Annotated in this window: 23 protein-coding genes and 4 pseudogenes; 12 read left to right on the forward strand and 15 right to left on the reverse strand. The window is 72.6% G+C overall.

Translation table 11 applies throughout. The features are described from left to right. Positions 1–17: 17 nt before the first annotated feature. The 8 genes from ACIGJO_RS31610 to ACIGJO_RS31645 form a co-directional block, all read right to left on the reverse strand. A complete protein-coding gene (locus ACIGJO_RS31610; protein ID WP_266926202.1) occupies positions 18–770 on the reverse strand; it encodes a LytTR family DNA-binding domain-containing protein in 753 nt (250 codons plus the stop codon). A 61-nt stretch (positions 771–831) separates the two neighbouring features. Beyond that, positions 832–1,692 carry an Fpg/Nei family DNA glycosylase gene (locus ACIGJO_RS31615; protein ID WP_399964071.1) on the reverse strand — a complete coding sequence of 287 codons (861 nt, stop codon included), beginning with the start codon at positions 1,690–1,692 and terminating at the stop codon, positions 832–834. 67 nt (positions 1,693–1,759) lie between these two features. After that, positions 1,760–2,647 (reverse strand): amidohydrolase family protein, encoded by an 888-nt coding sequence (locus ACIGJO_RS31620; RefSeq protein WP_399964073.1) that lies wholly within the window; start codon positions 2,645–2,647, stop codon positions 1,760–1,762. Between the two features lie 2 nt (positions 2,648–2,649). After that, positions 2,650–2,961, reverse strand: coding sequence for an L-rhamnose mutarotase (locus tag ACIGJO_RS31625; protein ID WP_399964075.1), 312 nt, complete (start codon positions 2,959–2,961; stop codon positions 2,650–2,652). 1 nt (position 2,962) lies between these two features. Further along, positions 2,963–3,958: an aldo/keto reductase gene (locus tag ACIGJO_RS31630; protein ID WP_399964077.1), complete on the reverse strand. Its 996-nt coding sequence runs from the start codon at positions 3,956–3,958 to the stop codon at positions 2,963–2,965. A 131-nt stretch (positions 3,959–4,089) separates the two neighbouring features. Then, on the reverse strand, positions 4,090–5,472 hold the full coding sequence (locus ACIGJO_RS31635) for a wax ester/triacylglycerol synthase family O-acyltransferase (protein WP_399964079.1): 1,383 nt from the start codon (positions 5,470–5,472) through the stop codon (positions 4,090–4,092). A gap of 192 nt (positions 5,473–5,664) precedes the next feature. Next, positions 5,665–7,731, reverse strand: coding sequence for a SpoIIE family protein phosphatase (locus tag ACIGJO_RS31640; RefSeq protein WP_399964081.1), 2,067 nt, complete (start codon positions 7,729–7,731; stop codon positions 5,665–5,667). A 98-nt stretch (positions 7,732–7,829) separates the two neighbouring features. Beyond that, positions 7,830–9,080, reverse strand: a complete 1,251-nt coding sequence (locus ACIGJO_RS31645; RefSeq protein WP_399964083.1) for a DUF6777 domain-containing protein — start codon at positions 9,078–9,080, stop codon at positions 7,830–7,832. Positions 9,081–9,303: 223 nt separating this feature from the next. On the opposite strand from ACIGJO_RS31645, the gene ACIGJO_RS31650 reads away from it, so the two are divergent. Next, positions 9,304–9,813 (forward strand): DUF1990 family protein, encoded by a 510-nt coding sequence (locus tag ACIGJO_RS31650; RefSeq protein ID WP_399964085.1) that lies wholly within the window; start codon positions 9,304–9,306, stop codon positions 9,811–9,813. A 22-nt stretch (positions 9,814–9,835) separates the two neighbouring features. Continuing rightward, positions 9,836–11,260, forward strand: coding sequence for a lipase maturation factor family protein (locus tag ACIGJO_RS31655; RefSeq protein ID WP_399964088.1), 1,425 nt, complete (start codon positions 9,836–9,838; stop codon positions 11,258–11,260). Positions 11,261–11,436: 176 nt separating this feature from the next. Here ACIGJO_RS31655 and ACIGJO_RS31660 read toward each other — a convergent pair. Further along, positions 11,437–11,775 (reverse strand): annotated as a pseudogene (locus tag ACIGJO_RS31660) (ammonia channel protein); the annotation flags it as partial. On the opposite strand from ACIGJO_RS31660, the pseudogene ACIGJO_RS31665 reads away from it, so the two are divergent. The 3 genes and pseudogenes from ACIGJO_RS31665 to ACIGJO_RS31675 form a co-directional block, all read left to right on the forward strand. Then, a pseudogene (locus ACIGJO_RS31665) lies at positions 11,775–11,957 on the forward strand (ammonia channel protein); the annotation flags it as partial. The pseudogenes ACIGJO_RS31660 and ACIGJO_RS31665 sit on opposite strands and share 1 nt — an antisense overlap. Next, complete coding sequence (locus tag ACIGJO_RS31670; protein WP_399964090.1) at positions 11,950–12,288, forward strand: fluoride efflux transporter FluC; 339 nt, start codon at positions 11,950–11,952, stop codon at positions 12,286–12,288. The pseudogene ACIGJO_RS31665 and the gene ACIGJO_RS31670, both read left to right, overlap by 8 nt. Continuing rightward, positions 12,285–12,660, forward strand: a pseudogene (locus ACIGJO_RS31675) (fluoride efflux transporter FluC). Before ACIGJO_RS31670 ends, ACIGJO_RS31675 begins: the two are co-directional and overlap by 4 nt. A 106-nt stretch (positions 12,661–12,766) precedes the next feature. Here the strand turns inward: ACIGJO_RS31675 and ACIGJO_RS31680 are convergent. Both ACIGJO_RS31680 and ACIGJO_RS31685 read right to left on the reverse strand, forming a co-directional pair. Next, the gene (locus ACIGJO_RS31680; RefSeq protein WP_399964092.1) at positions 12,767–12,940 is read right to left on the reverse strand and encodes a hypothetical protein; all 174 of its coding nucleotides are present in this window, start codon (positions 12,938–12,940) and stop codon (positions 12,767–12,769) included. A 300-nt stretch (positions 12,941–13,240) separates the two neighbouring features. Continuing rightward, positions 13,241–14,725, reverse strand: coding sequence for an SDR family NAD(P)-dependent oxidoreductase (locus tag ACIGJO_RS31685; RefSeq protein ID WP_399964094.1), 1,485 nt, complete (start codon positions 14,723–14,725; stop codon positions 13,241–13,243). A 241-nt stretch (positions 14,726–14,966) separates the two neighbouring features. On the opposite strand from ACIGJO_RS31685, the gene ACIGJO_RS31690 reads away from it, so the two are divergent. Both ACIGJO_RS31690 and ACIGJO_RS31695 read left to right on the forward strand, forming a co-directional pair. Then, positions 14,967–15,818, forward strand: a complete 852-nt coding sequence (locus tag ACIGJO_RS31690) for an RNA polymerase sigma factor SigF (protein WP_399964096.1) — start codon at positions 14,967–14,969, stop codon at positions 15,816–15,818. A gap of 244 nt (positions 15,819–16,062) precedes the next feature. Further along, positions 16,063–16,518 (forward strand): ATP-binding protein, encoded by a 456-nt coding sequence (locus tag ACIGJO_RS31695; RefSeq protein ID WP_399964151.1) that lies wholly within the window; start codon positions 16,063–16,065, stop codon positions 16,516–16,518. A gap of 62 nt (positions 16,519–16,580) precedes the next feature. Here the strand turns inward: ACIGJO_RS31695 and ACIGJO_RS31700 are convergent, their stop codons facing one another. Then, a complete protein-coding gene (locus tag ACIGJO_RS31700; protein ID WP_399964098.1) occupies positions 16,581–17,273 on the reverse strand; it encodes a (2Fe-2S)-binding protein in 693 nt (230 codons plus the stop codon). A 231-nt stretch (positions 17,274–17,504) separates the two neighbouring features. Between ACIGJO_RS31700 and ACIGJO_RS31705 the strand changes: the two genes are divergently transcribed. Further along, positions 17,505–18,854 carry a DMT family transporter gene (locus ACIGJO_RS31705; protein WP_399964100.1) on the forward strand — a complete coding sequence of 450 codons (1,350 nt, stop codon included), beginning with the start codon at positions 17,505–17,507 and terminating at the stop codon, positions 18,852–18,854. Here ACIGJO_RS31705 and ACIGJO_RS31710 read toward each other — a convergent pair. Further along, complete coding sequence (locus ACIGJO_RS31710) at positions 18,824–20,197, reverse strand: peptidoglycan DD-metalloendopeptidase family protein (protein WP_399964102.1); 1,374 nt, start codon at positions 20,195–20,197, stop codon at positions 18,824–18,826. The genes ACIGJO_RS31705 and ACIGJO_RS31710 overlap by 31 nt on opposite strands. Positions 20,198–20,438: 241 nt before the next feature. Between ACIGJO_RS31710 and ACIGJO_RS31715 the strand changes: the two are divergent. Further along, positions 20,439–20,996: pseudogene (locus ACIGJO_RS31715) on the forward strand (LacI family DNA-binding transcriptional regulator); the annotation flags it as partial. A gap of 29 nt (positions 20,997–21,025) precedes the next feature. Here ACIGJO_RS31715 and ACIGJO_RS31720 read toward each other — a convergent pair. Then, entirely contained in the window at positions 21,026–21,499 is a 474-nt protein-coding gene (locus ACIGJO_RS31720; protein WP_399964104.1) for a MerR family transcriptional regulator, read from the reverse strand. Positions 21,500–21,527: 28 nt separating this feature from the next. Here ACIGJO_RS31720 and ACIGJO_RS31725 point away from each other — a divergent pair, with 28 nt between their 5' ends. After that, complete coding sequence (locus ACIGJO_RS31725) at positions 21,528–22,298, forward strand: methyltransferase domain-containing protein (protein WP_399964107.1); 771 nt, start codon at positions 21,528–21,530, stop codon at positions 22,296–22,298. A 393-nt stretch (positions 22,299–22,691) separates the two neighbouring features. Here the strand turns inward: ACIGJO_RS31725 and ACIGJO_RS31730 are convergent, their stop codons facing one another. Further along, a complete protein-coding gene (locus ACIGJO_RS31730; RefSeq protein ID WP_399964109.1) occupies positions 22,692–24,122 on the reverse strand; it encodes an amidase in 1,431 nt (476 codons plus the stop codon). Between the two features lie 126 nt (positions 24,123–24,248). On the opposite strand from ACIGJO_RS31730, the gene ACIGJO_RS31735 reads away from it, so the two are divergent. Both ACIGJO_RS31735 and ACIGJO_RS31740 read left to right on the forward strand, forming a co-directional pair. Then, positions 24,249–24,899: a TetR/AcrR family transcriptional regulator gene (locus tag ACIGJO_RS31735; RefSeq protein WP_399964111.1), complete on the forward strand. Its 651-nt coding sequence runs from the start codon at positions 24,249–24,251 to the stop codon at positions 24,897–24,899. A gap of 171 nt (positions 24,900–25,070) precedes the next feature. Continuing rightward, on the forward strand, positions 25,071–25,703 hold the full coding sequence (locus ACIGJO_RS31740; protein ID WP_399964113.1) for a class I SAM-dependent methyltransferase: 633 nt from the start codon (positions 25,071–25,073) through the stop codon (positions 25,701–25,703). Positions 25,704–25,778: the final 75 nt, after the last annotated feature.

A 25,778-nucleotide genomic window follows, 5' to 3' on the forward strand; every position in this document is an offset into this window, starting at 1 on the left:
GGCCGCGCAGGTCCAGGTCAGCGGCTGGTCTGGCGCATCAGGAGGTCACGCAGGGAGCGGGTGTGGCGGCGGCTGACGGCCAGCTCGGCGTCGCCGATGCGCACGCTCATGCTGCCCGCGTCCAGCCGGAGTTCGTCGATGCGGCCGAGCGCCACGAGGTGCCGGCGGTGGATGCGGACGAAGCCGCGGGAGCGCCAGCGCTCCTCCAGGGTGGTCAGTGGGATGCGCACGAGATGGCTGCCGGTGGCGGTGTGCAGCCGGGCGTAGTCGCCCTGCGCCTCGGCGTAGGCGATGTCGTCCACGGGGACGAAGCGTATGACGCCGCCGAGCTCGACGGGGATCTGGTCCGCGGCGATGTCGTGGACGGGTGCGGAGCGGTCCTGGACCTGTTCGGCGACGCGCCGCACAGCTTCGGCGAGACGTTCGCGGCGGACGGGCTTGAGGACGTAGTCGACGGCCTTCAGGTCGAAGGCGTGCACGGCGAAGCCCTCGTGGGCGGTGACGAAGACGATGAGCGGCGGAGCGGCAAACCCCGCCAGCAGCTGGGCGACGTCGAGTCCGGTGAGGCCCGCCATGTGGATGTCGAGGAAGACGACGTCGATGGCGTTGGGGTCCTCGGGGCCCGCGTCCACGGCGCCGCCGATGCGGCGCAGCGCCTCGGTGGCACCGCCCGCGCCCTCGGCGCTGCGGATGCGGGGGTCGGCGCGCAGGAGGTAGAGGAGTTCCTCCAGGGCGGGTTGTTCGTCGTCGACGGCGAGTACGCGCAGCATGAGGCCGGAGTTTAGGTGCTGCGGGGCGGTGTGGGCACGAGTGCTGACGGGGTTCTTCCCGCTATTTGAGGAGCTTGGACAGCCGGCGGTCGGCGAGCGGTCTGCCGCCGGTCTGGCAGGTGGGGCAGTACTGGAGGGAGGAGTCGCTGAAGGAGACGTCGAGGATGGTGTCGCCGCAGACCGGGCAGGGCAGGCCGGTGCGGCCGTGGACCCGCATGCCGCTCTTCTTCTCGGCCTTGAGCTTTCCGGCGGCGAGTCCGCTGGAGCGGGCGACGGCGTCGCCGAGGGTGGTGCGCAGCGCCGTGTACAGATGGGTGATGTCGTCCTCGCCGAGGCCGGTGGTGAGTTTGAACGGGGACATCTTCGCGACGTGCAGGATCTCGTCGCTGTAGGCGTTGCCGATGCCCGCGATGAGGGACTGGTCGCGCAGGGCGCCCTTGATCTGGCGGCGTTCCCCGCCGAGGAGGGCCGCGAACGTGTCACGGTCGAAGGAGTCGGCGAGCGGGTCGGGCCCCAGGCGGGCGACGCCGGGGATCTCATGGGGATCGCGCACCAGATGGACGGAGAGACGCTTGGTGGTGCCCATCTCGGTGAGGTCGAAGCCGTCGCCGCCGCTCAGGACGGTGCGCAGCGCGAGGGGGCCCTTCCCCGGCCGGGGCGGCGTGGCCGGGAAGCTGTCCTTCCACCGGAGCCAGCCGGCCCGCGCGAGATGGGTGACCAGGTGCAGCGGCCCCACCTCGATGTCCAGGAACTTGCCGTGCCGGTCCACGGCGGTGACGGTGCCGCCCGTCAGGGCGGTCAGCGGTGGGTCGTACGTCTTGAGGACGCTGATCGCGAGCGGCAGGACGCGGGCGATCTCCTTGCCGACGAGGTGCTCGTCGAGGAAGACCCGCAGGGCTTCGACTTCCGGCAGTTCGGGCATGTCACCCAGCCTGCCGCAGGCCGGTGACGGATGCCTCTCCAGCGGCGGCCCCGCGGACGCGGGCGGGTCAGCGCAGTCCGTAGACGCGGGTGGCGGTCCCCGCGAACACCGCCCGCCGCTCGTCCTCGGTGAGGTGGGAGGTGAGTGTGTGCGCGGCCTCGACGACCTCCCCGTAACCCGCAGCGAGGCGGCACACCGGCCAGTCGGAGCCGAACATCAGCCGGTCCGGGCCGAAGGCGTCCAGGAGCGTGGCGGTGTACGGGCGCAGATCCTGGACCGTCCAGGTGCGCGGGTCGGCCTCGGTGACCAGGCCGGAGAGCTTGCACACGGTGTTGGGGAGGGCGGCCAGGGCCCTGAGGTCCTCGGACCACGGGTGGCTGCGCCGTGCGGCGATGGGCGGTTTGCCCCCGTGGTCGAGTACGAAGGTGAGTGCCGGCAGCAGTTCGGCGGCCCTCGTGGCAGCGGGCAGCTGGTGCGGCCGGAGGATGAGGTCGTAGACGAGTCCGGCATCGGCGACGGCGGCGAGCCCGCGCAGGACGTCGGGCCGCAGCAGCCACTCGGGGTCGGGTTCGCCCTGGACCTGGTGGCGCAGGCCCACGAGCCGGTCGCCGCCGGGCAGGGCCCGCAGCGCGGCGAGGGTGCCGGCGATCCCGGGGTCGGTGAGGTCGCTCCAGCCGACGACGCCCGCGACCAGGTCGCTGCCGTCGGCGAGGGCGAGGAACTCGGGGGTCTCCTCGGCGACGGTGACGGTCTGCACCAGCACGGTGGCGTACACCCCCGCGGCGCGGGCCTCGGGTTCCAGGTCGTCGAGGGTGAAGGTGCGCCGGATGGGGGCCAGTTCCTCGCCGGTGATCCAGTCCTGGTCGCGCACGGCGAGGTCCCAGACGTGGTGGTGGGCGTCGATGGCCGCCGGCACGGGAGGTACGGGAGTCGCGGGCGGTACCGGAGCGGTCATGCTCACAGCTCCCAGGCGACCGGCAGTCCGGCCCCGGCGCCGTCCGCCGAGTAGTCGTGGGAGACGTCGAGCAGCTGGTCCATCCGGGTCTGCCAGGCGACGTTGACGGGCAGCTGTTCCAGTTCCGCCAGGAGCCGGGCGTAGTCCGCGCACTCGATGAGATGGAAGAGATCGGTACCGCTTCGCCAGATGGTCCAGGAGGTGGCGCCCGCCGCCCTGATGGCGCGGGTGAGTTCCGCCGGGACTTCGCGGTGGGCGGCCTCGTACTCCTCGACGCGGTCGGCGCGGACCTTGGTGTGCAGAGCGACCCTCATGTCAGTTCCCGTCCTCGTGTCCGTCCGTCATCAGCAGTCCTTCGGCGCGCAGATCGTCCCAGAGCCCGTCCGGGATGCCGTCGCGCAGCAGGGCGGCGGCGTCGTGGACCTCGTCCGGGGAGCGCGTACCGACGAGCACTCCGGCGACGGCGGGGTGGGCGAGGGGGAAGTGCAGGGCCGCGGCGCGCAGCGGCACACCGTGCGCCTCGGCGACGGCCCGCATCCGCAGGGCCCGGTCGAGCAGGGCCAGGGGGGCGGCGGCGTAGTCGTAGCGCGCGCCGGGGCGCGGGTCGGCGAGGAGCCCGGAGTTGAAGACCCCGCCGACGACGACGCTCCTGCCGCGGGCGGCGGCCTCGGGCAGCAGGGCGGTCAGGGCGCTGTGGTCGAGAAGGGTGTAGCGGCCCGCGCACAGGACGGCGTCGACGTCGGTCTCGCGCAGGAACCGGGTGAGCATCGCGGTCTGGTTCATCCCGGCGCCGATCGCCCCGACGACGCCCTCGGCGCGCAGCCGCTCCAGCTCCGGGTACGCCTCGCGGAACGCCGCCTCCCCATGGTCGTCGGGGTCGTGCAGATAGACGATGTCGACGCGGTCGAGGCCCAGCCGTTCGAGGCTGTCCTCGATGCTCCGGCGGACGCCGTCGGCGCTGAAGTCCCAGCGGCGCCGGTGGGTGGCGGATACGGCGAACCCTTCGGAGAGCCCGTCTCCTGCGGGTCCCTCACCCGCGGGCAGCGGTTCGAGGATCCGGCCCACCTTGGTCGAGACCGTGTACGCGTCGCGGGGCCGGGTGCGCAGGGCTTCGCCGAGCCGCCGCTCGGAGAGGCCCAGGCCGTAGTGCGGCGCGGTGTCGAAGTAGCGGATGCCCTCGTCCCAGGCCGCGTCGACGGCGGCGGCGGCCTGTTCCGGGGTGACAGCGGTGAAGAGATTGCCGATGGCCGCTGCTCCGAAGGACAGTTCGGTGATCTCGACCGCACTGCGTCCGAGCCTGTTGCGCCGCATGGATCCGCCGCCCTCCCCGATGATCGCTTTGATGTACAGAGCGAATATTCATCGGATCACTTGGGCACGTCAACACTTCTGGCATGAGGCATCGCCAGGAATGCGGACAGATCTTCAACGATCTGTCCGACCTATCGCGCGCTCACCCCTTCATCGAGCGCCGCGCCCCGAGAGGTGACGGTCAGCGCGTACAGCTCCCCGAACTCCTCCTGGACCGCGGCCGCCAGCCGGTCGAGGTCCGTGAGCGCCTTGCCGTCGGCCACCAGCCCGACCTGCACCCGCCCTCCGTAGGTGGACAGCGCCACGGCGAGGGACTGTCCCCGGGCCAGCGGGGCCATCGGGTAGAGCGCGCGCAGGGGGCAGCCGCCGAGGGAGAGCGCGGAGCGCGGCAGCGGCACGCTGGTGACCAGGACGTCGAACAGCATCCGCGCGGCGCCGGCGGCCAGCGGCGCCCCGAACCGGTGGGCCAGCGGCGGCAGCCGGTCGGCGAGTACGGCGACGGCGCCCGCGCCCTTCAGCGGTCCCGCCGCCTTGTTGCGGTTCATGGCGGTGCGGACCGCGCGAAGCCGCTCACGGCCGTCGGACTCGCCGACCGGCAGGCCGAGGAGGTACCCGGAGAGCAGGTTGCCGCTCACCGCCGCACCGCCCGGCCGCCGCCGGGAGACGGGCACCAGGGCACGCGGATCACCGGTGGGCAGCGGCTCGCCGCGCTCCAGCATCCAGCGCCGCAGCGCCCCGGCCACCACGGCGAGCAGGACGTCGTTGGCCGTGCCGCCCTCGGCCCGGCGGATCCGCTGGACCGCGGTGGCGTCGAGCTCCGCGGTGGCGAGCCGCCGGGTGCCGCTGGAGGGTGCGGTGAGCGCGGTCGCACCCCGCGGGCCGAAGCGTCCCGCCCGGACGACGGAGGCGCCCACCCCGAGCGCCCGGCCGACCTCACCGATCCGCCCCAGCGCCAGGCCCACCACGTCACGGGGGTCCGGCAGCCAGGAGCGCGGGGCCACGGGGGCACGGCGCTCCGTACCCCGGGCCCCGGCGACAGCCGCGATCTCGTCGAAGATCCCGGCGCCGATGGCGACGGCACGCATCCCGTCGGCGAGCGCGTGGTGCAGCTTCACCAGTACGGCGAACGGACCGCCGTCGGCGCCGCCGATGAGATACATCCGCCAGGGCGGCAGCCCCCGCCCGAGCGGCCGCTCCATCAGCTCCCCGGCCAGCCGGGTCACCTGTTCCATGAAGTCGCCCTCGGCCAGGACCAGCCGCCGGACGTGACGGTGGACATCGAAGCCCTTGTCCACGGCCCAGGCACAGCCGCCGACCGGCAGCAGCACATCCCGTACGCACATCCGCAGCCGGGGAATCGCGGCGGCCCGTTCGCCGAGCAGCCCCAGGATGTCCTGCGGAGCGACGCCGGGGGACGGCGAGAAGACGGCGAGCGCGCCGAGATGCATCGGGTGGGAATCGGATTCGAAGTGCCAGAAGGCCAGATCGAGAGGGGCCAGAAGCTCGGTGCCCAACGGGTCCTCATGTCATCGAAGGCAGAACCGCCGTACGGCCGCAGTCAATCCCTTGCGGTCGGTTACGGTCAAGGACAGACATATTACGTATTGTTACCTTGCGGTACGGGTCATTCTCCGCCGGGAAATCCTCACGCGCACGCGGGCCGGGCCTCTTGGGCGACGCACCTCAGGAGCGGACCGGACGCCGCCTCACAGCCGCTCCGGGATGAGGAACTCGCACCACACGCACTTGCCGTTGCCCCGGGACTCCACGCCCCAGACATCGGCCAGCCGGTCCACGAGCATCAGGCCTCGCCCGGAGACTCCCGACTCCCCCGCGTCCCTGCGCCGCGGCAGAGCGCTGGAGCGGTCCTCGACATCGACGCGCAGCCGCCGCTCGGTCCCGGCGAGGACCCGGATCGTGACGACGGCCCCGCCGTCGGTGTGCATCAGCGCGTTGGTGATCAGCTCGTCCGCGGCCAGTTCGACCTCGTCCACGCGGTCCTTGGCACCCCAGGCCCGTACCGCCGCCCGGATCATGTGCCGGGACGAGCTCAGCGCCTCCGGGTCGTTCTGCGCGACGTGCTGCTGGAGCCGGCCGCCGGGCTGCGGCGCGTCGGCGGCCCGGCGGCGCAGGAGCAGCACCGCGACATCGTCCTCGCCGCCCCGTTCGTCGACGGCTTCGCAGAGCTGGTCGGCCAGCGTCTGCAGGTGCTGGGGGCCGTTCGTCACCATGGCGGTCAGCAGCTGCATGCCCTCGTCCAGATCGGCGCCCGGCATTTCCACCAGGCCGTCGGTGTACAGCACCAGCGTCTGGCCGGGGTCCAGCTCTACGGTACTGACCGGGTACTCCAGCCGGCCGAACTCGGCCGAGAGGCCGAGCGGCAGCCCGCCCTCGGCCGGCAGTCTGCGGCAGCTGCCGTCCCCGTCCCGCACCAGCGGGTCGACATGACCGGCCCGGACCAGCTGCACGACTCCGGTGGTCAGATCGACCTCGGCGTAACTGCACGTGGCGAACCTGTCGGTGTCGAGTTCATGGAGGAAGACGGAGGCCCGCGCCATCACGGTGGCCGGGCTGTGCCCCTCGGCCGCGTAGGCGCGCAGCACGATCCGGAGCTGTCCCATGACGGCCGCCGCGTGGGTGTCGTGCCCCTGTACGTCTCCGATGACGGCGCCGACCCGGCCGCCGGGCAGCGGAATGATGTCGTACCAGTCGCCGCCGATGTCGCGCGCCAGGCGGGCCGAGCGGTAGCGGACGGCGACCTGTGCCCCGGGCACCTCGGGGATACGGCGCGGCAGCATCGCCTGCTGGAGCCCCTCGGCGAGGTCGTGCTCCTGCTCGTAGAGCATCGCGCGCTGGAGGCTCTGCGCGATCGAGCTGCCGAGGGCCACCATCAGATTGCGTTCATCGGCGGTGAAGCCCTCCTTGTCGCCGTAGAGCAGCCCGAGGGCGCCGATCGGGCGGGCCTGGGCGATCAGCGGCAGATAGGCGGCGGAGGTGATGCCGAGGTGGCTGATGCTGGGCCACAGAAGGGGGTAGGAGGCGGCGAATTCCTCGGCGGACTCGATGAAGCGCGGCGTGAGCGTGCGGACCACCTCGCTCATCGGGTACGGCTCGTCCGTCCGGGTGTACCGGGTGCCCGGCACATACGCCCCGTCGGGTGCGTCGGCGACCAGGTGGATGCGCCCCGCCTCCAGCAGCCCCACGACGAGGCTGGCCGCACCGAGGTGCGCGAGCCCCTGGGAGTTGTTGAGCACGTCGATGACGTCCTTGACGGTACGGGCGTGCGCCAGGGCCGCCGTGGTGCCCTCCACCAGACTGGTGCGGCGCCGGCGGTCCTGGTCCACTTCCAGCCGGGCGGTCGAGTCGGCCAGCTCCTGGGTGGCGTCGCGGACGATTCCGATGATGCGGCAGGGCCGGCCGGTCGGGTCCCGCCGGACGAAGCCCTGGGTGTGGGTCCAGCGCAGGGTCCCGTCGCGCCGCTGGATACGGAAGTACGCGCCGTAGTTGGTGGACCCGCTCTTCAGCGCCTGCGAGACCAGACTGTCCAGCCGGATGCCCTCGTCCGTCGGCACACGCACGGCGAGCGACTCCGGCCGGTTGTCGTACTCCTCGGGGCTCAGGTCGAACACGTCGAGGGCGGGCCGGTCCAGGTGCATCAGGCCGCTGTCCAGATCCCAGTCGAAGCTGCCCATACGGTTCAGGGCGAGGCTGAGGTCCGGGTGGGCGGGCCAGTCGTCGGGGAGTGACAGGGCACCCGCTACCCGATCATCCATGTGGGTCACTCTGCCATCATTTGTCCGATTCTTCGAGCGTTCCACGCCCCTGCTCCCACGTCCCTGCCCGCCCCGCTCCGGCGCCGCTCCGGCCCCGCTCAGCCCGCGAAGGGCTCGGGGGCGGCCGGCTCGGCGGGCCCGTCGGGAAGGACCGGCGCCGGTCCGTCCGGGGCCGGCGCGTCCGGGTAGCCGGGGCCGGGGTCACCAGGGCCGTCGGAGTCAGGACCGTCGGGGCCGTCGGAGCCGTCGGGGCCGTCGGAGCCGTCGGGGCCGTCGGGCGGCACGCCGGTGTCGGCGGGGTGGTCCGTGGGCATGCCGGGCGTCGCGGGATCCCGGTCCGGGTCGCCGTCACCGCCCGTCGGGGCCGGGCATCCCTCGGGTGCCGGGGTGCCGGTGTCACCGCCCGGCCGGTCCGCGGCGGGACAGTCCGTACGCCCCGTCCCGCCGGACGGCGTGGGGTCGGCGGAACCGGACGGCTCCGCCGAGCGCGACGGCGGCAGGATGTCGTCGCCCGGCTCGAACGGCGGCGGGATGTCCGGGACCTTGTCCCGGCCCCCGCCGTCGCCCATCGGCCGCTCGATCCAGGTGTTGTCCGCGTCGTTCACGATGACCAGCTGGGTGATCACCTGCGCGCTGGCGCGGACGACCGTGACCCGGGACGGGTCGTAGCCCGCCCAGCGCTCGCCGCGGTGCGCGACCCGGCCCTTCGCGACGACGGGCGGGTCCAGCGGGTTGCCGCAGGCGCAGCGGACCCGCGGCAGGCCCCGGCTGTCGGCCATGACGGCGGAGCCCGCCTGGAGCACGGACTGGAAGCTGGTGGCCGCGCCCGCCTCGTAACCGTGGCTGGTCACCTGGACGTCGGCCCGCAGAACGACGGGGGTCAGCGATCTCAGGTACCCGGGGATCTGCACCGGCTCGATGCCCGCGGCCCCGGCGAAGGCACGCCCCTTGGCCCGGTCGGCGGTCAGGAAGCGGATCTGCTGTTCGACGTCGCAGGACGCGGCGGACCGGGTGCCGCCGTAGAGCCCCGGGGCCGCCCCGGACACGGCCCGCGTCCTCCGGACGTCGCCCCGGGGCCTGGCGGTCGACTTCGCGGTGACGGACGGCGCGGGTGCGGGCCTCGCCGTCGACCCGGTGAACGGGGCGGGTCCCGCCACCGCGGCCGGCTGGAGAAGGACCTCTTCGGCCTCGGCGGTACCGGGGGTGCCGCCCGCCGCCCCGTCGCCGCCGTCGCCGCAGCCCGCGGCGAACAGCACTCCGGCGGACAGCGCGGCGAGCATCGCGCGCCGCAGACGGCGGGGGGTCCGGCCGGCCGGCGCCCGCCGGCCGGCGTCAGTCTGTCTGGCCACGTCGACCTGCCTGTTCACGTCCTGCGGATGGGTAACTCCCATCTCTTGGGCACGGCACACCCGGCCGCAAGCCGACGTGGGCACATGGCGCACACGACGCACGGCACCCAGCGCCTTGAACGCGTTCAAGGAAACCCCTACTCTCGACCCAGCTGTTGAACATGTTCAAAGGGGCTGCCCGGCGCCGTGTCCGGGGCACCGTCCACCCGGAAGGCGGGACCGCATGACGACGTTCACCTACCCGGAGGTGGGGGCCACCCGGCTCGGCCCGCTCCCGAACGGCTACCACCATCTCCACCACCGCACCCGGGTGGGCCGGGGCCGGTCCGACTTCCGGGTGGCCGGCGCCGCGGTCACGGAGTGGCGGATGCACCGCACCTCGGGCGCCCGGGTGAACGCCTCGGCGGCACGGGCGGAGGCGGGCGGCGGGGTCCAGGTGTCGCTGGGGCTCGGCCCGGTCCGGCTCACCGCCCCGTGCGAGGTGGTCTGGACCGCGTACGAGAAGGACCGCACCGGCTTCGGCTACGGGACGCTGGAACGGCATCCCGAACGCGGCGAGGAGTGTTTCGTGGTGGATCTGGCGGACGACGGCACGGTCTGGTTCACGGTCATGGCGTTCTCCCGCCCGGCGAGCTGGTACGCCCGGCTCGCCGGGCCGCTCGTGCCGCCCGTACAGCTCTGGTACGCGCGGCGGCTGGGCCGGACCCTGCGCCGGATCGTCGCCGTGAGCTGATTCCTGGCCGATACTGGGAGGGATGGAGTGGTTCACCGCAGACGGCTACTGGCTCAGCAGGCTGGTCTTCCAGCGGGCTCTGGCCGTGGTCTATCTGGTCGCCTTCCTCGCCGCCGCGCTCCAGTTCCGAGCGCTGATCGGCGAACGCGGCATGCTGCCCGTACCGGAGCTGCTGCGGCGCACGCACTGGCGGGAGGCTCCCGGTCTCTTCCGGCTCCACTACTCCGACCGGTTCTTCGCCGCCGTCGCCTGGAGCGGCTGCGCCGTCTCGGTGGCCCTGATCGCCGGACTCGACGGACACCTCCCGCTGTGGGGCGGGATGCTGCTCTGGGCGCTGCCGTGGGTGCTGTACCTGTCGGTCGTCCAGGTCGGCCAGGTCTGGTACGGCTTCGGCTGGGAGTCCCTGCTGCTGGAGACGGGGTTCCTCGCGGTCTTCCTCGGTACCGGGGACACCGCGCCGCCGGTGCTGGTGCTGTGGCTGCTGCGCTGGCTGCTCTTCCGGGTGGAGTTCGGTGCCGGGCTCATCAAGATCCGGGGCGACGCGTGCTGGCGGCGGCTGACCTGTCTGGACTTCCACCACGAGACCCAGCCGATGCCGGGGCCGCTGAGCTGGTTCTTCCACCGTCTGCCGAGACCGGTGCACCGGGTCGAGGCGGCCGCCAATCACGTCACCCAGCTCCTGGTCCCCTTCCTCCTGTTCACCCCGCAGCCGGCGGCGAGCGCGGCCGCGGGACTGATGGTCATCACCCAGCTGTGGCTGGTCCTGTCCGGGAACTTCGCCTGGCTGAACTGGCTGACGATCACTCTCGCGCTCTCCGCGGTCGACTGGCACCTGATCGGCGGCCGGCCGCCCGCGCTGTCGGCGCCGCCGCTCTGGTACGAGGTGGCCGTCATCGCGGTCACCGCGCTGGTCCTGGTCCTCAGCTACCGCCCGGCGCGCAACCTGCTCTCCCGCCGTCAGGTGATGAACCGGTCCTTCGATCCCCTGCATCTGGTCAATACCTACGGCGCGTTCGGCAGCATCAGCAGGCTTCGGCTCGAAGTCGTGGTGGAGGGGACGGCCGATCCGGTCGCCCACGACGGGGCGCACTGGCAGGAGTACGGATTCCGCGGCAAGCCGGGCGATCCACGCCGTGCGCCACGGCAGTTCGCGCCTTATCATCTGCGGCTCGACTGGATGATGTGGTTCGCGGCGCTCTCCCCCGCCTACGCCCGCGCGTGGTTCGGACCGTTCGCCGAGCGGCTCCTCAGGAACGACCGCGACACGCTCCGGCTGCTGCGGCACAATCCGTTCCCCGGCACGCCGCCCGCGCACGTCCGGGCCAGGGTGTACCACTACCGGTACACCGACTGGCGCGAACTGCGGGCCACCGGACGCTGGTGGCACCGGACCTATGTACGGGAGTTCATGCGGCCGATGGCCCGGCCGGTGCCGCGAAGTGACTGAGCCATGACGCGAGCCTGCCCAATGTTCCGGACGGAGGGACGCCTGTCTCCCGCATCCATCGGACGGCCGCTCCGCCCGCCCCGGCGGAATGACGCGTCCGGGCCGGGGACCTGCCACCGGCCCGGACGCGCGCTCCCGGTCCCCTGCCGCCCGCCCGCGGCGCCCTGCCGTCCGCGCTACTCGGCGCCCTCGCGGGACTTCAGCAACCGGCTGATCTGCTCCACGAGTTCGGAGTCGCCGGCGCCTTCCCTGCCCGAGACCAGCACGCCCAGCCGCTCGGCGGTCCGGAAGTCGTAGGCCCGCTCCACCTCTTCACCCGGAACGCTCCCGTACTCGTCGCGGGCGCGGAAACCGACGGTCAGGTCCACCGCCTTCGCGATGATCCAGGTGAGGACGAAGGAGAACGCGATCACCGAGACGATGGCGAGAAGCTGCTTGCCCAGCAGCCCCCAGCCGCCGCCGTAGAACAGTCCCTCCTTGCCGCTGATCCGCGCGGTGGCGAACAGCCCGACCATCGCCGGGACTGGCGTTCTTCTACGGCGGCATGGTGCGCACCACACACGTCCCGATGATGATCAAGATGAGTTTCGCCGCGCTGGCCTTCGGGACCATCGTCTGGTGGGCGATCGGCTACACACTCGCCTTCGGCCCCGATGTCGGGGGAGTGGGACTGATCGGCGATCTCGACCATGTGTTCCCGGGTCACCACCATGGGTGTCGTCTCCTCAGCCGTCGCGGGCGCCGTGGGCTGTCTGCTGATGGGCATCCTGATGGTGGCCCTCAAGGAGAGGTTCACCGGTGCGCCGACCCTGCTGAGTCCACTGCTGGGCACCGGCGTGCTCGGCGGTTTCACCACGTCCTCCCACTACGCCGACGACGTGCGCCTGCTGTTCGAGGAGGGCTCCCCCGGATACGCGGTCGGCTGCCTGGTCCTGACCGTCGTCGCGTCTCTCGCGGGTGTGACCGCGGGCGTGTACGCCACGCGCGCGGCGCTGGGCCGCCGGAGCGGCGACGGGATGACCGCGTGACACTCGACTGGGTGCTCGTCCTGGCCGGCGGGCTCGTGGGGCCCCGCTCCGCTATCTGACCGGAGTCGCGGTCAAGTCCCGCTTGCACACCGCCATCCCCTGGGGCACCTTCGCGCGAACGCGGCCGCCGCGCTGATCCTCGGGTTCGTCGCCGAAGGGGCGTCCGAGGGGGACCTGTGGCCCCGGGTCCACCTGCTGCTGGCCACCGGCTTCTGCGGGGCCCTGTCGACCTGGTCGACGTTCGCGTACGAGCTGCTGACCCTGGCCTCCACGCGCCGCGTCGCCGCGGCCGGCGTCTATCTGTGCGTCAGCGTCGGCGCAGGCGTGGGACTGTCCTTCGCCGGGGCCGCCCTGGCCCGCGCGGCCTGGTGACGGGTCCCGCCGGGCACCGCGCGGCCGAGCCGCCCGCACCGCCGAGCCCCGGTCCCCCGCGGGTGCGGGAGCCGGGGCTCGGTGATGCGGTGTGCGGCCGGGACTGTCAGTCGATGCCGGGCAGGATGTGCGGTTCGGCGAGGTCGTCCTCGTAGCCGGCCAGCCGGATCGGTGCGGACCTGGCCCAGACCTCGATGTTCCGGAGCTTCTCGGGCCGTCCGGCCCGCGCTCCGTGCTCTTCGGCGGGCCGCTTCTCGTCCTTCGTCAGTTCTGGTGTCACCGCGCACTCCTCTGTGTCGCGTAACCCCGGACAGTTACGGCGCGACCTCTCGGCCGTGGACCGACCGCCCTCGGGGGCAGGGGCAGGAACAGTTCGGTCGCGGTGGCGCCGGCATTGGGGCGGGACGACGACCTGGTTGCAGGCCTGTCCCAGGACGGTCGAGGAAGGTTCGTGGATCCCTCGGTGCCGTCCGTTCGCTTCAGGGTAACCAAATGAGCGCCATTGCGCTCGACGGAACGTGTGGCCTGGGTCACTTTCCGCCATCGGCGGGTCCGGAAGACGGGAGAACCGGCCCCCGGATCACCAGCCGGCGGGCGCGTAGTCCTTGAGGAAGCAGCCGTACAGGTCTTCGCCCTCTTCCCCGCGCACGATCGGGTCGTAGACCCGGGCGGCACCGTCGACCAGGTCGAGAGGGGCGTGGAAGCCCTCCTCGGCGAGGCGCATCTTGTCGGGGTGCGGCCGCTCGTCCGTGATCCATCCGGTGTCGACGGCGGTCATCAGGATGCCGTCCTTCTCGAACATCTCCTGGGCGCTGGTGCGGGTCAGCATGTTCAGAGCGGCCTTGGCCATGTTGGTGTGCGGGTGGCCGGCGCCCTTGTAACCGCGGCTGAAGACCCCCTCCATCGCGGAGACGTTCACCACGTACGCGCGCTTCCCGGCAGTGGCCGCCATCGCCGGGCGGAGCCGGCTGATCAGGATGAACGGCGCGGTCGAATTGCAGAGCTGGACTTCGAGGAGCTCGATCGGCTCGACCTCCTCGACCGTCTGGATCCAGCTGTTGGTGTCGTGCAGGTCCGGGACGAGCCCGCCCGCGTCGATCGCGGTACCTGCGGCGATGCGCGCCGGCGAGGCCGAGCCCGTGACCAGGGCCAGTTCGGTGACGTCCTGCGCGCTCAGCCCTTCCCTGCGGGCGGCGGGCAGCGCGGCGACCCGGTCCACGGTGCCGCTGCCGAAGGTGCCGATCACCTCGGCGGCCGGCAGCTCGCCCGCGGGCAGCGGTGCCGACTCCGCGCCGACCAGCTCGCTGTACGCCTGCGGGGACCGGCGCACGGTCTGGGCGGCGTTGTTGATCAGGATGTCCAGGGGCCCCTCGGCGGCGACCGAGTCGGCGAGAGCCACGACCTGGGCCGGGTCACGCAGGTCGATGCCGACGATCTTCAGCCGGTGGATCCACTCGTCGCTGTCCGGCATCGCCTTGAAGCGGCGGATCGCGTCGTTGGGGAAACGGGTGGTGATGGTGGTGTGCGCACCGTCGCGCAGCAGCCGCAGCGCGATGTACATACCGATCTTCGCCCGGCCGCCGGTGAGCAGCGCACGGCGCCCCGTGAGGTCCGTCCGGGCGTCGCGCCGGGCCCGGTTCTCCTTGGCGCACCGCTGACAGAGCTGGTGGTAGAAGGCGTCCACCTCGACGTAGCGGGTCTTGCAGATGTAGCAGGACCGGGGCCGCTGGAGTATCCCGGCGATCTCCGCCTCGGCCGAGGACGAGGGCAGGACGCCCTGGGTCTCGTCGTCGATGCGCTCGGCGGAGCCGGTCGCGGTGGCTTCGGTGACGGCCTTGTCGTGCGCGGTCTTCGCCGCCCGGCGCTCCTGGCGGCGGCGCTGCTTCACGGTGCGGTAGACGCCCGCCGTGGCCCGGCGCACGGCGACGGCGTCCGGGTGGTCGATCTCGATGGAGTCGAGTTCGTCGAGCACGCTCAGGCAGACGGCCAGTCGCTCCGGGTCGATACCGGCACCGAACTCTTCGATTCCGGGAGCGAACTCCGGGCTGTCCTCTGTCACCGTCATTGCCGATCCTCTGCCATCTGTCCCCGCGGGCCACTGGTCACCGCAGGCCGAAACACCCCGGTCAAGTCTGCCATGAGCCGAACGCTGCTCCGTTCGTGGCCGTCCGGCCCCTTGTAGACATCCGTTCGACGATTTATCGACATGGAGTCGGGATGCGGCGGAAGAGCGAACCCGGACGCATGACCCCCGTCTTGCTGGGCAGGCGCGCATCGACACATCCGACGGCAGGGAGGGCGACACCATGGCGGCCATGTCCGTGCGAACCACCGGAGCCGACCCGGGCACACTGCCCTGGATCGAGGAGACCGGGAAGGTCGCACCACAGGACGCCCGCGCACTGTCGAAGGTGTTCTTCGACCGGCTCCAGGTCCTCGAGGAGGGCACGCACGAGTACCAGTACGCGCGCAACACCCTCATCGAGATGAACCTGTCGCTGGTGCGTTTCGCCGCCTCCCGGTTCCGCAACCGCGGCGGTGACGACACCGAGGACATCATCCAGGTCGGCACCATCGGGCTGATCAAGGCGATCGACCGCTTCGACCTCTCCCGTGAGGTCGAGTTCGCCACCTTCGCCGTGCCGTACATCGTCGGTGAGATCAAGCGCTTCTTCCGTGACACCTCCTGGTCCGTCCACGTCCCGCGGCGGCTCCAGGAACTGCGCGTGGACCTGGCGAAGGCCAAGGAACAGCTGTCGGCGGAGCTGGACCGCGAACCCACGGTCAAGGAGCTCGCCGCCCGTCTGGACCTCCCGGAGGAGGAGATCATCGAGGGTCTGGTCGCCGCCAACGGCTATTCGGCGGGCTCCCTGGACACACCGTCGGCCGACAGCGACTCGGGGCAGGATCAGCGGGCCTACGCGGATCTGCTGGGTGAGACGGACCCCGCCATGGAGACCGTCGAGAACCTGCACACCCTGGCACCGCTCCTGGAGCAGCTGGACGAGCGGGAGCGCAGAATCGTCCGGATGCGGTTCGGGGACGAGATGACGCAGTCACAGATCGGCGCGGAGCTGGGCGTCTCCCAGATGCATGTGTCGCGGCTGCTGTCGCGGATCGTGCAACGCCTGCGCAAGGGCATGTCCGTGGTGGCCTGACGGATCCTCCGCCCCTGCTAGCGGTCCCTCGCGCCCGTCGTGAGGGGGCCGCGACGCGTGCCGCCCCTCCCCGCGCCGCCCTCCGGACCGCCGGGTGCTGGAGCGGACCGGGACGCAACCCGTAGGATTTCACCGCCCCCTCGTGGGGCCGCCGGAATCCGGCCGGAGTGAGATGTCCGGACGCGGGTAGACGACCGGCGAGAAAGTGAATTCGACCATCCCCGCAGCGCCCTGGCTGGAGCTCATGAACGAACAGGTCACCTCGCGACCGGCCGGCCGCTCCGAGGAGTCACGGCCCACCGAGATGCTGCACAGCGCCGCTGTGTTCGACGGCCGGCCGGGCTGCATAGCGCAGGCCCGTTCCCTGGCCGACCGGTTCCTGGCGCGCCTCGTGGCCGAATGGCTGGCGGTGCTGGGGGAACACACACGCAACGACCTGATGCTGGCGGTCAGCGAACTGGTCACCAACGCCGACCGGTACAGCCACGGGCCCTACCTGCTGGAGCTGGAGGGCACCGCCGAGCGCATCAGCGTCACGGTGTACGACAGCAGCACGGCACTGCCCGTGCTCTACGCACCCGACCCGGCCCGGCCCGGCGGCCACGGCATGGAGATCGTCGTCGCGCTGTGCGACCGGCTGACCGCCGAGCGGGTGCCGGTGGGCAAGCGCATCCGCGCGGAGTTCGAGCTGAGCAGCTAAGCAGCTGAGCGGTCGCCGGGGCCGGGGAACCGGCCCGGCCGGAGAACGGCGGCCCGGCCCGGTCAGCGCGTCACGGGTGGCGCGTCGAAGACGCAGTCGCCGCACAGCCCGCCCGCCGGACACCGGTAGTACAGACAGCAGCTGCGCCGCCGGAACGCCGGTGTGTGCGGAGCACCGGTGGTCCGCAGGTCCGGATCGTCGAAGAGTTCGGCCCCCAGAGCACGGGCCCGCCGCGCCACGTCCGGGCGGGAGTTCGTCCGCGCCCAGGCGACGAGTTCGCGTACGGCACCGGCGAGCGCCGAGCCCGCGTTGCCCCACAGCAGCCGGCCGGAGATGTTCCCGTCGCGCCGCATCGCCTCGGCGAGCGGTACGAGGTGTCCGTACTGGACTGCCTCGCGCAGCCGCTCTGCGGTGCCCGGCACCACTTCCGGGTCCGCCAGCCACAGGTCGTCCGGGGAGGTGTGCCCCGGGTCCCAGTGCAGGGTGTCGGGCGCGATGTCCGGGAACCGGCCGAAAAGCGCGGCCGGTCCCAGCGCGACGGACCAGAGCCGCGCCGCGAGACCGAGGTGGGCGATGGAGGCGGCGATCCTGCGCTCGGGAGCCCGGAGCCGGGCGGCGACCGTGTCGATACGCGCCGTGAGCGGCGCCGTATCCCCTGTGTACAGCCGTGCCAGCGGCCGGTGGGCCCCCTCGGGGACGGGGGCGGTCCTGAGGGCGAAGAAACCGCCCACCGAGGCCGCTCGGGTCAGGTCCATGCTCGGCTCCTCCTCGGGCCGATCACAGCCCGCCCGCCTTGTTCCGGCCACTCGATGTGCCGGATCGGCAGCTCACCGTATCCGCAGGGGCACAACTTCTGAGTCCTGGGGGAAGGAGGACTACCGTCAGGAGGAGGACGTGGGCGTGACGCCCGTACTACTAGAGCAGTACGCCGAATCGCCGACTCAAGGACGACGACGCGGCGGCCTGAACGGGACATCGTGGTGTACATGAGCTCCCTCGCGCTGTCTGTGCTGCTGTCACTGATCTCCGCGGTCGCCTATGCGGCCGGGGCGATCGTCCAGGAGCGCGTGGCCGCGGCCGGTGACGGCCGCGCGTACGCCCCGCTGCGCAACGCCGCCTGGTGGGCCGCAGTGGCCCTCAACGGGGTCGGCGCGGTCCTGCACGTGGTGGCTCTGGCCTACGGTCCGCTGAGCCTGGTCCAGCCGCTGGGCGCCCTCACGATCGTGTTCGCCCTGCCGATGGCGGCGCTGTTCGTCCGCCGCAGGGCGGGCGCCACGGCCTGGCGCGGCGCGGTCATGGCGACGGTCGGACTGGCCGGACTGCTGGCCCTGACCGGGAACTCCGCGTCGCACTCGCTGGACGGTCCGGAGCAGCTGATGCTGGCGACCGTGACGTTCGGAGCCGTGGCGGCACTCTTCCTCCTCGCCCAGGGGCTGCACCGGCCCATGCTGCGCAGCGTGGTGCTGGCCACCGGCGCCGGGGTGGCCTTCGGGATGGCATCGGTGTTCACCAAGACCGTGGCCATGGAGTGGACGTCCGGATCGGTGCGTTCCGGTCTGCCGCCGCTCCTGGTGATCGCGGGACTCGCGGCGGCGGGTCTGCTGCTGTCCCAGGCCGCGTACCGCGGGGCCGGTCTGACCGCTCCGCTGGCGACGGTGACCGTGGTGAACCCGGTCGTCGCCGCCGCCGTCGGCATCACCCTGTTCGGCGAGCACTTCCGCTACGGCTGGACGGGCACCGGACTGGCGCTGTCCTGCGGTGCCCTGGCCGCGGGCGGGCTGGTGCTGCTGACGACGGAACGGCTCGGCGCCGAGCGCGAGAGGGATGCCGCGCGGGAGCGGGCACAGGCGGCGCCCGCCGAAGCGGCACAGGGCGTGCGGGCCGCCGCGGCGGCCGGGACCGGCGACGAGGACGTGCGGGCCGCCGAGGACCTGGGCGAGCCCGAGGGCGCGTCGGGCGCGGGACCGGGCCGGGGCTCCGTGAGGTCGCCCGCGCTGCCGGTGACCCCGGCCGGAGCGGCGCCCTGGAGCCGGTCGGTCGTGCGCCTGCCCGGGCCCGCCCGGTCCGGTTCGGCGGGTGTCACGGCGACCGGGGCGGCGGCTCCCGACGCGCCCGCCGAGTCCCCACCGCCGGGTCCTTTCCCCGCGCCGCACGCCCTGCCGCTGTCCGTGAGCGTGCCGCCGGGCCGCGGCGCGCGGCGCGTGGTGTTCGCCGGGCCACGGCCCTTCGCGGGCCGGGCACGGCGTGCGGAGTTAGCTCCCGCCATCGGCGCCGAGCCGGAGCGGGCCGTGGAGGCGGGGGCCGTTCAGACGTTGACGCCGCCCGCCCTGAGGTAGGCCAGCGGGTCGATGTCCGATCCGTAGCCGGGGCCGAGACGGATCTCGAAGTGCAGGTGCGGGCCCGTGCTGTTGCCCGTGGAGCCCGAGCGGGCGATGCGCTGCCCGCTGGAGACCTTCTGCCCCTCGCGCACATGGAGCGCGGACAGATGGGCGTACTGGCTGTACCTGCCGTCGCTGTGCCGGATGACCACCTGGTAGCCGTACGCTCCCGCCCAGCCGGCCGAGACGACCTTCCCCGAGGCCACGGACTTCACCGACGTGCCGGTGGGGACCGGGAAGTCGACGCCGGTGTGATAGCCGCTGGACCAGGAACCGGCCTGCCGGTACGGGGTTCCCGTCCGGGCGGACACGGGGGCGCTCAGACCGGAGTGCTTCTCCGCCCGCTCGGGGGCGCGGTGCTCCTTCTTCGGCTCGGGCTTCCGCTTCGGCTCGGAGGTCCGCCGGGGCTCGGGGGTCTTCTTCGGCACCGTTTCGGCGGCCTGCCTCGCGGGCGCCTTCGCCACCGGCCGGGCGGCCCGCTCCGGCTTCGGCGCGGCGGATTCCGCGGCCTGCGGCTTCTTGGTCTCCGCCGCCTTCCCGTCCCGCTTCTCCGGCTTCGGGGCGGGCTTCGCCCGCTCCGTCCAGGACGTGCCGTCGGCCGCCTGCTTCTTCGCTCCGGCCTTCGGTGTCCGGGCCACGTCGAGGTTCAGCCGCTGTCCGGGAAGGATGAGGTCGGGGTTGTCACCGACCACCGTGCGGTTCGCCTCGTAGAGCCCCTGCCAGCCGCCCCGGAGACGCTCTGCCGACGCGATCCCGGAGAGCGAGTCGCCGCTCGCCACCGTGTACGACTCGCGCTTGCCGGGCACGGCGGTCGGCGAGGCGGACGCCGCGTCGGTCCGCGGCTGACGGGGCGGAGCGGCTTCCTTCGGGGCCTGGACCGGCCTGCTGCCCGCGGCCTGCGGCGTGACCTCCGGGGCGTCGCCGCCACGGGTGAGCCCCGCCTGTACGGAACATGTGGGCCAGGCGCCGGGCCCCTGCCCGTCCAGCACCTTCTCGGCCACGGCGATCTGCTGGTCCCTGGTCGCCAGGTCGGCGCGTGCCGCGAAGGCCGTGCCGCCGTACGCCGCCCAGGTGGAACCGGTGAACTGGAGTCCGCCGTAGTAGCCGTTGCCGGTATTGATGTGCCAGTTGCCGGTCGCCTCGCACGCGGCGACCTTCTCCCAGACATCGCTGGAGGCGGCCCCGGCCGGGGCCGCGGCGATGAGCGGGAGCGCAATGCCCGCACCGCCCACCGTCACCGTGAGCGAAGCACGGTTGAGCCGGCTCGGCTGATACTTGCGGTGCCGTCCGTTCGCGGCCATGACTTGGCTCCCCCCACAGGCAGTAGGACACGTCGCAAACGGCCAACTTAGGCCCATACGAAGGATGGTGACAAGGTACCGTTTCGTCTCGGCCGTCCGGGGCGTCCCCATGGCCTGATTCCACCCTCGGGCCGGGCGTCGGGCGCCCGGTCAACACCCCTGCGGAGCACCGGCGTACGCCGTCCGGGGCGGCGCCGCCGGGAAATGGAGAGCGCTCTCCCCTGATGCCATAAAGGCGCACATGACGGATGACCCGCGGTCGGCCGGTGCACCAACCCTGGAGGACGTGGCGAGGGCGGCCGGCGTGTCGCGCGCCACCGTCTCGCGGGTCATCAACGGGGTCCGCAATGTCGACCCGGCCATCCAGGAGGCCGTGCGGCAGGCGGTGTCCGTCACCGGCTACGCCCCCAACCGTGCCGCCCGCTCCCTGGTCACCCGGCGCGCCGATGCCGTCGCCCTGGTGATGTCGGGCGCGGGCGTCGAACCGGGGGCGGCACGGACTGCGGCCGAGGGCCCGTTCACCACGCGGGTCTTCGCCGACCCGTTCTTCGGCCGGGTGGTGACCGGGGTCATCAACTACCTGCGGCCGCGGGGGATGCACCCCGTACTGATGTGCGCGGAGACCTCGCGGGACCGCGACGAGGTGGTGTCGTACCTGCGCCAGGGCAGCGCGGACGGCGCCCTGATCGTGTCCACGCACGCGGAGGACCCGCTGCCCGGACTGATCACCGACGCCGGTCTGGCGGCGGTGCTGTACGCGCGCCCCGCCCGGCCCGTGCGGATCAGCTTCGTCGATCTCGGGATCACGTGAACGGCCCTGAGGGGACCTCACACGTCGAGCGCACGCGGCCGGAGGGGACGGCGGACCACGGCGCCCGTGCCAGTGCGCTCCGCCACCACCCGCTGGAAATGGGCACACCGGGCGAAGTCCTCGTGGTCGCAGCCAAGGGCACATTCGATCAGTCCGAGGGATGCCTGCGCCGCCGCGATACGGGAGCGAAGCACCTCGGCCTCTTCGCGCAGGATGTCCGCGCGCCCGGCGGGATCTCCGGTGGTGACCAGGGCGCGGATGCTGTCGAGGGAGAGTCCCGCTTCCTTGGCGCGCAGGATGACGGCGACGCGGGTGAGGTCGGCTCTCCCGTAGCGGCGGCGGCCGGCGGCGTCGCGGGCGGGCGTGAGCAGCCCCCTCGCCTCCCAGTGGCGCAGGACGTGCGCAGCCAGACCGAAGCGTTCGGCGAGCACGCCGACGCTCATCGGCGCGCGTTCACCGCCACCGGGCGTCCCGTGCTTGCTTGACTTCATGCCGACATTAAGTCGCAGCCTGGCTCCCATGGCCAGGGAAACGGATCAGAAGAACCGGCAGCCGGACGACCTCATCGCGCTGCTCGACTCGGCCGACCGGATGCCGGGCGCCTCCGAACTGCGGTCCCTGTCCTACGCCTTGCTCGGCGCGGGACCCGGCGTATCCGTCGTGGACGTGGGCTGCGGCGCCGGACGGGCCGTCGCGGAGCTGGCCGAACGGGGTGTGAGGGCCGTCGGCGTGGACCCGAGCGAGCGCATGATCGCCGTCGCCCGCGACCGGCGGCCCGAGGCGGACTTCCGAATCGCGGGGGCGTACGAACTGCCGCTGGCGGACGCCTCGGTGGACGGCTACCGCGCCGACAAGGTGTTCCACGAACTGGCCGCACCCGAGCGGGCGCTGACAGAGGCCCGGAGGGTTCTCAGGCCCGGAGGGCGCGTCGTGCTGCTCGGCCAGGACTGGGACACGATCGTCATCGACTCCGCCGATCCGGAACTCACCCGCACCGTCGTCCACGCCCGCGCGGACCTGACCACCGGCCCGCGCGCCGCCCGCCGGTACCGCAACCTGCTGCTGGACGCCGGCTTCGACGCTGTGACGGTCGAGGTGCGCACCGGCGTGTTCACCGGACCGGCGATGCTGCCCCTGCTCACCGGACTGGCCGGAGCGGCCCGCTCCACCGGCGCCCTCACGCCTGAGCAGTCGGACAGCTGGATCGCTGAACAGCGTGCGCGGGCCGAGGCCGACCGGCTCTTCCTGGCGCTGCCGATGTTCGTGGCCTCGGCGACCGCTCCGCGGTAGACCGGCGGTCGCCTGGTCGGGGCGAGTACCAGACCCCCGCGCCCGCGCCCCGACCGGCCGACCGTCCACGCGTCGAACGCGCTCTCCCGATCCGCCGTCCGTTGAGCTGGACGGTGCAGCCGGGAGGACACTCGGCGCCCTGCGCTGCGGGGCCGGTGACTCCTGGGGAGATTCGCCGGGAGACGTGCCGGGAGATTCGCCGGGAGAGCGCTCTCCCGCGCCATGCCAGTGTTTCGCCGGTGCCGAGAACGTGTCAATAGCCCGTGAACGATGCACAGTTCACGGGCTATTGCCCTACGAGGGGGCGCAGCGGCGCCCGGAGGCCGCGCGGGGAACCACGCGCCGAGGGCGACGGGTACGGGGGCGGCGTGCGCGCCCTCCGGACCCAAGGCCTCATTCGGCCCGGCCTCCCGCTCGCGGGTCGACCGGGGCGAGGACTCCGAGCCGGTCCTCGATCGCCTGGGCCGCGTCCAGGCACAGGTCCTCCCGGAACGCGCGCCCGACGATCTGCACTCCGGTGGGCAGCCCGCCGGCCATCCCGGTCGGTACGGCCACACCGGGTACGCCCACGAAGCTGGTCACGGTGCACAGGCGCATGGCCGACGCGACGCGGTCCCGCCCCGACCGGTCACGTGACTCCACCCCGGGCTCGACCGGCGGCTCGGTGAACACCGGTCCGAGCAACAGCGGGTAGGAGTCGAGGAATTCGGCCCAGGAGCGGCGGATGTTCAGCCAGGTGCCCATCAGTTTCATGAGCTCGTCGGCGTTCGCGGGCGGGGTCCGCTCCATCGCCATCCCGATGTAGCGGTCCCCGCCCTTGCCGAGCAGCTCGCGCACCGCCGGCCAGTTCGGGGCGAACTCGGTCACGGTGATCCGGCCGTACGCCTCCAGCGCCTCGTCCAGGCGAGGCACGTCCGGCAGCTCGCGCACGTCGTATCCGGCGTCGCGGAGCGCGTCGGCCGCCGACGCGACGGCCGCGCGGACGGTGGGGTGGACGCCGTGTCCGCCGGGGTCCGCCACGACCGCGACCTTCACCGGCCCGGCGAGCGGTTCGCCGTACAGGGGCACCGGCACGGCACGCGGGTCTCGCGGATCGGTCCCCGCGAGCACCTCGTAGGCGAGCCGCAGGTCGCCCACGCTCCGGGCCAGCGGGCCGTCGGTGACCAGCATCTGGGACGCCGGGCCGGGGTCGTCCGGGCCGAGAATCCGATGATCGGCGGGAAACCGGCCCGTGGACGGCTTCAGCCCGGCCACACCGCAGAACTGCGCCGGTACACGCACCGATCCCCCGGAGTCGTTGCCGAGCCCGAGCGCCGCCATGCCCGTGGCGACGGCCACCGCGTCACCTCCGCTGGATCCGCCCGGCGTCCGGCCGCGGTCCCACGGGTTGACCGTGTCACCGAACAGCTCGCTGCGCGTGTGCATCCCGGCCAGGATCAGGGTGGGGATGTTGCTGTGCCCGATGGGGATGGCCCCGGCCGCGCGCAGCCGTGCCACCGGGGGCGCGTCGGCCGATGCCACCAGATCGCGGAAGCGTTCCACGCCGAACGTGGTGGGCACGCCCTCGACGGCGGTGCTCTCCTTCACGGTGAAGGGCACGCCCGCGAGCGGCCCCAGCGTTTCACCGGCGGCCCGTCGCCGGTCCGTCCGCGCCGCGGCCTCGCGTGCCCGCTCGGCCAGGAGCTGAGTGACCGCGTTCACCCGCGGGTTGACCTCGGCGATGCGATCCAGATGGCTTTCCACCAGTTCCACGGCCGATATGTCCGCGCCGCGCACCGCCTGCGCCTGTGCGGTGGCCGGCATCGCCCACAGAGCGTCCCTCATGGCTCTCCCCTCCTCGTTCACGTACCAATGCGCTTGCATCGGAACCGTACCGCTGGAACCGATGCGGGCGCATCACATAAAATGCGCGGTGAACCGGAGTGCTGTGGGACAAGGAGGCGACCGAGCGTGCCCAGACAGGTGGACCATGCGGGCCGACGCCGCCTCATCGCCGAGGCCGTCTGCCGTCTCGCCGACGAGAGCGGCCTCGAGGGCGTGACCCTGCGCGACGTCGCCGCCCGCGCGCAGGTGTCGATGGGCGCGGTTCAGCGGTGCTTCCGCACCAAGGAAGAGATGCTCGTGTTCGCTCTCGGGCACATCGGTGAGCGGATCGGCGAGCGCGTACAGGCCCGTCTCGTCAGAAGCCCGGCCCAGTCGGCCGGTACCGCCCTGGGCCACGCCGCCGACGAGATCTCACTGCTCCGGGAGGAGCACCGCGCCGAGGCCAGGGTCTGGCTCGCCTTCGTCGCGCAGGCGGCCGTGAGCAAGGCTCTCGCCAGGACGCTGAAGGCGAACTACGCGGCTCTGCAGGAGACATTCGCCCGCCTCGTATCGGAGGCCGGCGAGGGCACCGGCTCCGCCGTGCCCCTCGATCCGCAACGCGAGGCCCGCACCCTCCTCGCCCTCGCGGACGGCCTCACCACGCACGTCCTCATCGGCCACCTCACCCCGCACGAGGCACACGGCATCCTCCACACGCATCTGGCCGGCCTGTGGGATCAACGGGTCCGGCCTCCTCACACCGCTTCGCACCTCCCGAACCGTCCGGACACGGTCTGAACCTCCGTGAGGACCGGTCGAGTCGGCGCTCCGGGCAAACTGGCTGACCGGGGGCGCCCGCCTCCGCCGTCCACCGTCACCGGGCGCGGGCAGGCCGGTGGCTCGGCGATCGCCTCCGGGACGGCTCGAAGCATCTGCGGACACGTGCGTCCGCTGTGGCAGGGTCGGACCATGCCCTTTGACCACAACGATCACTATCACCCCCTGCTGTTGCGTCAGGTGCCTCCGAACTGCGGTGCGGCACTGGATGTCGGCTGCGGGACCGGTCGGTTCGCACGTCGGCTCGCCCACCTGGGCATAGCGGTCGATGCGATCGATCCGTCGGAGGAGGCCATCGCGGAGGCCCGCGCGCTGTCCGGGCGGACAGCCGGCGATCCGATCCCGCGCTTCCAGCACACGGACATCACCGATATCGAACTGCCCAAGGGGCACTACGACTTCATCTCGTGCCTCGCCAGCATCCATCACATGCCGTTCGACACGGTCGCCGCGCTGCGCGAGGCGCTCGCCCCCGGCGGCGTCCTCGTGATCCTGGGCTGCTATCCGGAGAAGAGCCGGCTCGACTGGGCCTGGAGCCTGGCAGCCGTGCCCGTCAACGCGGTCGCCAGGCTGACCGTCGCCGTGAAGGACAGACTTCGCCCCGTCTCCGCCGCGACAGGCCGAGAACGAGTGCGGGCACCGGTGAAACAGCCGGCCATGCCCCTGCTCCGGATCCGCGGGGAGGCCGCAGTGCTGCTGCCCGGATGCGACATCCGCAGGCTCCTCTTCTGGCGCTATCTGCTCGTCTTCCGCAACCACGGCTGACGGGACCCCATGGCGTCGCCCCCTCTGCGCGCGGGAGCCATCACCCAGCGAGGGCGCCCGGCCCGCGGAAGCGGC

This window comes from Streptomyces sp. NPDC079020, from assembly GCF_044542225.1.
In the GTDB taxonomy this organism is placed as follows: domain Bacteria; phylum Actinomycetota; class Actinomycetes; order Streptomycetales; family Streptomycetaceae; genus Streptomyces.